Origin of the sequence: Flavobacterium agri (assembly GCF_013401995.1) — a bacterium.
Lineage (GTDB): Bacteria > Bacteroidota > Bacteroidia > Flavobacteriales > Flavobacteriaceae > Flavobacterium > Flavobacterium agri.
The window spans coordinates 1-6,086 of record NZ_JACBJI010000014.1 but is presented as its reverse complement, the minus strand read 5'-3'; the positions used below and the strand labels follow the sequence as shown (position 1 = coordinate 6,086).

5 protein-coding genes and 2 pseudogenes are annotated in these 6,086 nt (G+C 39.3%); 4 read left to right on the top strand and 3 right to left on the bottom strand.

Annotated elements, in window-relative coordinates:
* The 4 genes and pseudogenes from HZF10_RS17590 to HZF10_RS17575 all read left to right on the top strand — a co-directional run.
* Nucleotides 1-960 (top strand): annotated as a pseudogene (locus tag HZF10_RS17590) (hypothetical protein); the annotation flags it as partial.
* Between the two features lie 18 nt (nt 961-978).
* On the top strand, nt 979-1,398 hold the full coding sequence (locus HZF10_RS17585; RefSeq protein ID WP_176007553.1) for a hypothetical protein: 420 nt from the start codon (nt 979-981) through the stop codon (nt 1,396-1,398).
* A 332-nt stretch (nt 1,399-1,730) separates the two neighbouring features.
* Nucleotides 1,731-2,744: a polymorphic toxin type 43 domain-containing protein gene (locus tag HZF10_RS17580; protein WP_246282661.1), complete on the top strand. Its 1,014-nt coding sequence runs from the start codon at nt 1,731-1,733 to the stop codon at nt 2,742-2,744.
* Between the two features lie 10 nt (nt 2,745-2,754).
* On the top strand, nt 2,755-3,204 hold the full coding sequence (locus tag HZF10_RS17575) for a hypothetical protein (protein ID WP_176007551.1): 450 nt from the start codon (nt 2,755-2,757) through the stop codon (nt 3,202-3,204).
* Between the two features lie 391 nt (nt 3,205-3,595).
* On the opposite strand, the gene HZF10_RS17570 is transcribed toward HZF10_RS17575, so the two are convergent.
* From HZF10_RS17570 to HZF10_RS17560, 3 genes and pseudogenes are all read right to left on the bottom strand, one after another.
* Nucleotides 3,596-4,639: a tyrosine-type recombinase/integrase gene (locus HZF10_RS17570; RefSeq protein WP_176007550.1), complete on the bottom strand. Its 1,044-nt coding sequence runs from the start codon at nt 4,637-4,639 to the stop codon at nt 3,596-3,598.
* 111 nt (nt 4,640-4,750) lie between these two features.
* Complete coding sequence (locus HZF10_RS17565; protein WP_176007549.1) at nt 4,751-5,050, bottom strand: hypothetical protein; 300 nt, start codon at nt 5,048-5,050, stop codon at nt 4,751-4,753.
* 70 nt (nt 5,051-5,120) lie between these two features.
* Nucleotides 5,121-6,086, bottom strand: a pseudogene (locus HZF10_RS17560) (hypothetical protein); the annotation flags it as partial.

Below are 6,086 nucleotides of genomic sequence, written 5' to 3'. Positions count from 1 at the left end.
TACGGCTACCAGGGCCAGGAGAACGACGACGAGGTCAAGGGCAAGGGGAATTCGTTGAACTATACCTTCAGGATGCACGATCCGAGGGTGGGGAGGTTCTTTGCGGTGGATCCGTTGACGAAGGAGTATCCGCATTATACGCCGTATAGCTTTAGTGGGAATAAAGTGATAAGCGCAATCGAACTCGAAGGATTAGAGGAATCCGAACTTTTTCATAGGACAAGTGTTGATGGAGCTTATGGGATTTTTAGCGACGGATTCAATTCAAAGTTTACACAAAATGCCGAGTTTCATTTTTTTAGCATGACAAAAAGCTCTAGTGGAGCTGGTGCGTCTGTCGCGAAAGCTCCTATCCAATTAAAAGTAAAATTAGATATAACTACAGCAAAAGAAATATCATATAAACAATATAGTGGATGGTTCAAAGAGGCTCTAGGCGAATTAAATTATAATGGTCCTAAGAATTTGCCAAAAGAAATTCAATCAAAAGCTGACGCGATTAGAAATCAGAAATTATGGGACTATATGAAAAGTGATGGTGGGGAAATCTATAAGATAAATAATGGAAAATTTAATTTTATCGCGGCTAACGATGATGCATTGAAAGGAGCCGAAGTTGCTGTTGTAGAAGGAAAATCAATTCTAGGTAAAAGCTTAAAATTCAGAGTCGGTGAGTTGACAGGCTACGGAACAAAAATTACTCCGGTTTTACCTAAAGTGTTTAAGGTACTTGCTGTTGCAGCTGAAATTTATACCGCTTACGAGGCCGCAATGGAATTTGCGGACTTGTTAAACGCGTTAGGAAATACAAAATCTGATGCCGCTAAAGAGTATTGGAGAGAAGCTAGACGAAGTGCAACAACTTTAGGGCACTACAATACAGGTATTACGCCAGTAAATCAAAAGCAAGCTGAAAAAGATGAGATCGAAAGCGCTACTTTCCAAAGTACTCAAAATTAATTACAAAAATTTCGACAAATGATCAATTCGGAACTTCAGTCAGTTTTCATAAAACAAGACAAAAAATTTACGGGTTTTCTAATTATAGCTTTCAAAACTTCCAAGGGAATATTTGAGCTAGATAATTGCAAGCTTAGTAAAATTGATGTTATTTCTGTTGGTTATGATTTGTATGAAAGAAGCAATTACGATTCCTCGAACGACAAGCCCGTTTTAATAGAAAGGATTTTGCGCAATGACGAAATGGACTTTATTATTGTTTTAAGTAACCATAAAGTCATTGTAGTAGGTGCAGATAGCAATTTTAATAATGAGCATTTCAACCAAATAATAGATGTTTTCGATTTAAAAGATTTATCAAATGAATATTTAGAAAACACATCAGAATGGCAAATAGATGGACATTCTAGGCTTGGTGATTTTTCGTGTGAAAAATGATCCTGCAAATGACCAATTAACAAAAGATAAAAACACGTGTGAGCAGTTATCGTCAAACCGCCTCCAACTTTCCATGCAGTTTCTCAATCTCCGTATCCATATACGCCTGCGCATGGTGCACATAACGGTTAAATGAATTCCCGCCCTGCGTATGCCCGCTCACTTTTCGCACGAGGTGGTCTGCCGATTTTCTGTAAACCTCGCCAAGGCTTTCGCATCCGCGTAATTTCGTGGCAGATATTGTGGCAAGCCTTCGGCCGAAGTTCCCGCAGTTCCGTTCTCCAAACGGTCCGGCGCCTGCATATTGTCGGTAGTCTCCGGATCCTTTCGGGATGCTGCAGAAAGAGCGCTCCGATACCAACATCGACAGCTATAGATACGGGTTTAATAGTATGGAACAAGATAACGAGTTAAAATCGAAGGGGAATAGTATAAATTATGAAAAAAGATTTTATGACCCAAGAGTTGGAAGGTTTTTGTCAATAGATCCTTTGGAAAAAAAGTTTCCATGGTATACGCCATTTCAGTTTGCAGGGAACACCCCGATCCAAGCAATTGATTTGGACGGTGCAGAAGAATACCATTATACTCTTACAATTGTAAACGGGAAAACACATTTCACCTTAACTCATGTTAAACGATACAATCACGTTGTGCTTTTTTGGGGGCTGATCGATAGATATTATAAAATCCCAGTAAAAAAATACAAAGTAACTTATAATAATACTGATTATTACATAGGTTTTGCGGGATCTTATGGTAGAGGTAATGAGAATAAAGTTGAATTATTCCAAGATTTTGTCGCTGATCAATCTGAACACACACTAGCCTTCTTTAAGGATCAATTCTTGTCCGAAGACCAATCCAACTATACAGAAACCGTTAAAACCGTTATTGATATTCAAAATAATACGGTTATGTATGGGCCTATCACAAAAGAGGCATGGTACACACCGAATAAGCGTACAGTGGGTTCGGGACCAACAGAAGGTGTTTTAGAAGTCAGCCCGAGAGTTAAATCGGTAGCACAGTTCAGGAATTATGCGCCTAAAGTTGCGACAGAATTTGTTTTTGACCCGACTACAAATACATTTGTAGTTGGAAAAGTCCAGATGTCGACCAAAGGGCTTTCGCCTCACCAAAATCTCGTAAAAACTATTAACGGAGATCCGAAACAAGTTGTAGGGGGTATGTTTAAAAGAGGAAGTAATGGAGAAATTATTACCAACGAAATGTCAGGTCATTATCATCAAAACTGGACTCCTCAAATTAGGGAGCAATTCAAGAAATTCCTGCAAAGTAAAACTGGCCAGACGGTCCGACATAATGCTTCAACGACATTTTAATTCTTGAAACATGAAAAATAGTATTTATGATACCCTTATATTCGAAAACCAGGAAATCAGATTTCAAAAAATCGCCGTTTTCGAATTAATCAATCTACATTTTGGAATAACGGATTCGGCATGGATATTAATAGATCAAGGCACTATTTATATCCTACCCTATAGTGAAAATAACTTTATAGGTTTTTATAAAATACTTGAATTGAATTTTGAAGATTTCTTGAATTCATTTCTTGTAGATCAGAAGGAAATAATTCGCTATTTTCCTTTAGACAAAATAACAATGTCTGTGTTTCAATCGGAGTCTAATTATTGGCTAGGCCTATGCCTGAACCTATTAAAAGCACTTGATTACGGTCAAGAGAGTATTGTTTATAATAATCAAAATAGAAACACAACTTGGATCAGTCAAGAAAATATTCATAAAATAAAAAGTCTGGCGAAAAAACCATCACATTAAAATGGGAATTATAGATAGTAATATCCGTCAACTCTAATTGTCGGGTCGATGAAATTATCCGGCAATGGAAAACATCATTAAACATTCCTATATGGAATGTTTTTTCTTTATTTATATCCCAAAACCGTGACATGAAGACCTCCATGCTCTTACTTCCACTCTTCACCAAATTCATCCGCGACACCAAAACCGGTAAGCGGCTCAAGAGGAACGGCGAGCTTATCCGACCCGACAGCATACAAAACTACAAATATGTTTTATTGAACCATTCACGCAAAAAAACCATAATAGATCAGATTATAAAACTATGGTCCGTTCTTAAGTCAGGAATTGGACGGACCATTGTAATTCAAGCCTTTTAGGCTACATATTTGGACTTTGAAATGCACAATCAGATTGTCTCCAGCTTCCCGTGCAGTTTCTCAATCTCCGTATCCATATACGCCTGCGCATGATGCACATACCGGTTAAAGGAATTCCCGCCCTGCGTATGCCCGCTCACTTTTCGCACCAGGTGGTCGGGCATGCCTAATATGAGCATCGTCGTAATGGCTGTGCGGCGCATCATGTGCGAACTCATCTTGTCGCAAAAACGTATCGGCGTATTGGCAGATGAAGCCATTTTGACCGCCTTACCGAGCTTTTCGCGTGATACGTCCACAGGATCGGTAAAACCTGCGGCTTCCCCGATTTCCTTGAGCGTTTTGTTGAAGTTGAACAGGCTCAACTGTCCGAACACCGTCGCCCTTTTGTTATTCGATGCCGACCATTGTTCGAAGATTCTGACCGCATATTCGGGCAACCGCACCTTGGTGAATGCTTTGGTCTTCTTCGATTTCACCTTGAGGTACCACTTGCCGTCCGTGTGCTCGAAATTGTGTTTGGTGAGCAGGAACAGATCCGAGAAACGCAAACCGGTCGTACACCCGAACACGAAAATGTCCTTGACCTTGCGCTGACGGTCGGTGAGCTTTTCCTCAAACGATTTGTCGTGGATTAGGAACTTGAGTTGGTCGGGCGACAAGACCTGTATCTCGATTTCTTCTTTTCGCACATAGAATTGCTTGTGGAAATCACCCGTATGGATGTGTTTCTCGGTCTTGAGGTAATTGAAGAAAACCCGTATCGTCTTGATGTTCGCGCCTACGTAATTGTCGTGGCAGCCGTTCTTGTACAGATAGTCGGTAAAGCCGCGATAGAACTTTTTCCAATAATTCTTCTCGACCAGCAATTCGCGTTTGTTGAGCCGCGAGGTATCGCGTATGCGCAAATCGAAACCGGTGCTTTCCGAAAATCGCGTCAGGTTGAGCAGCACGTACTTGTAGTTCTGTATGCTATCGGGCCGGATGCGCTCGCCGTTCTTCTTGAGTCGCCTGCCGGTTTCGGTATCGCGGATGAATTGGGTGAAAAGAGAAATTAGAGGCTTTCTAATCATTTAGTTTTAAATGAAATAACAAACAGAATTAAAACATTTAACGATATGTTTTGTTCATCTTACACAGCCATGTATTTTTCTTCGCATATATTAAAACAGAGAATACAAATATTATTTTTTGAAAGTAATGTTTATAATGTCTTTTGATAAAAAAGATTCTGGGTTAAGAATCTTTATTTCATTCAAATTATCAATGTTGCCACCGACCATACCTTGGTATTCCAAATTATTGATTTTAAAATCTATCAGCATAAGGTCCCCGTTGTCATACGCTTCCCATTTACCGACGACTTTCTTGCCGTCGAGATCAAACTCGAAATCATTGTTTTCTAACAGATAAAGTTTAATATCGGATCCTGTTTTATCAGCACTAGACTTATTTTCATATTCCGATACCTTGTAATTGCCCATGAGTTGGCGTTCAATTTTGTTAGTACATGACAATGCAAAAAACAAAATTATAGATGTGATAAATAGCAGTCTATTTTTTTGCACCATAGCCATATTGCCTAATTTTATTGGTATACTCTTTTTTATTCATAGTAAAACTAAAGTACTGACTCGTATTGGAGTAAGTACGTTGCTCTGTTAGGTAGGGGTAGACATCATAAGGTTCTCGAACAGTCGACATAGGGCTATCTACGAACCAGTTTACAAATGGGATGTCCTTGGTAAGGTTGCCCGATGTAAAACTAGTAACATTAAATATTTCAACCAAAATATTGTCTGAATCAACCTTGCCGATTCGGACACTAACACTTCCCATGAAATGTTCAAGGCTTAAAAAGCCGCTTTTAATATCAGTATTTATTTCATTTCGTGCCCCCATGCTCCAAGCAAAAATTCCGTCACTTTGTCCTTTCCGGTCCCATTTGATTAGTGATTCTCCCACAGCAATTGAATTTTTCATCAATCCTGAAAATTTTCCATTTTTAGGAAATACGATATTTTCAGGACCTTCTCCCCAGATGAAATTTCCTAATAGAATATTTACCATTGCATTTTCATCTTTAATTTTATTTTCCGTCGTGTTGCTCATTATGTAAATATTATCAGTATTTACATATCGTTGCATGGGGTCATTTCGATTGTTTCCGAAAAAGATACTTTCATCTGTGTTTGAAACGCGATTTTCGACATCCAGCAATTCTTTGTTTTGTTGATACAATTCATCTCCTCCTGTTAACACATATGGTCCATCAATTGCAAAAGTTTTATATTTATATTTTGCTTGATCTGGCTCATCGGGCTCCAAGCCTTCCAATTCTACCATATCTACAACTCTATTCCCACTAAACTGATACGGTGTATACCACGGATATTTCTTCTCCAACGGATCCACCGCAAAGAACCTCCCCACCCTTGGATCATGCATCCTGAAGGTATAGTTCAACGAATTCCCCTTGCCCTTGACCTCGTCGTCGTTCTCCTGGCCCTGGTAGCCGTA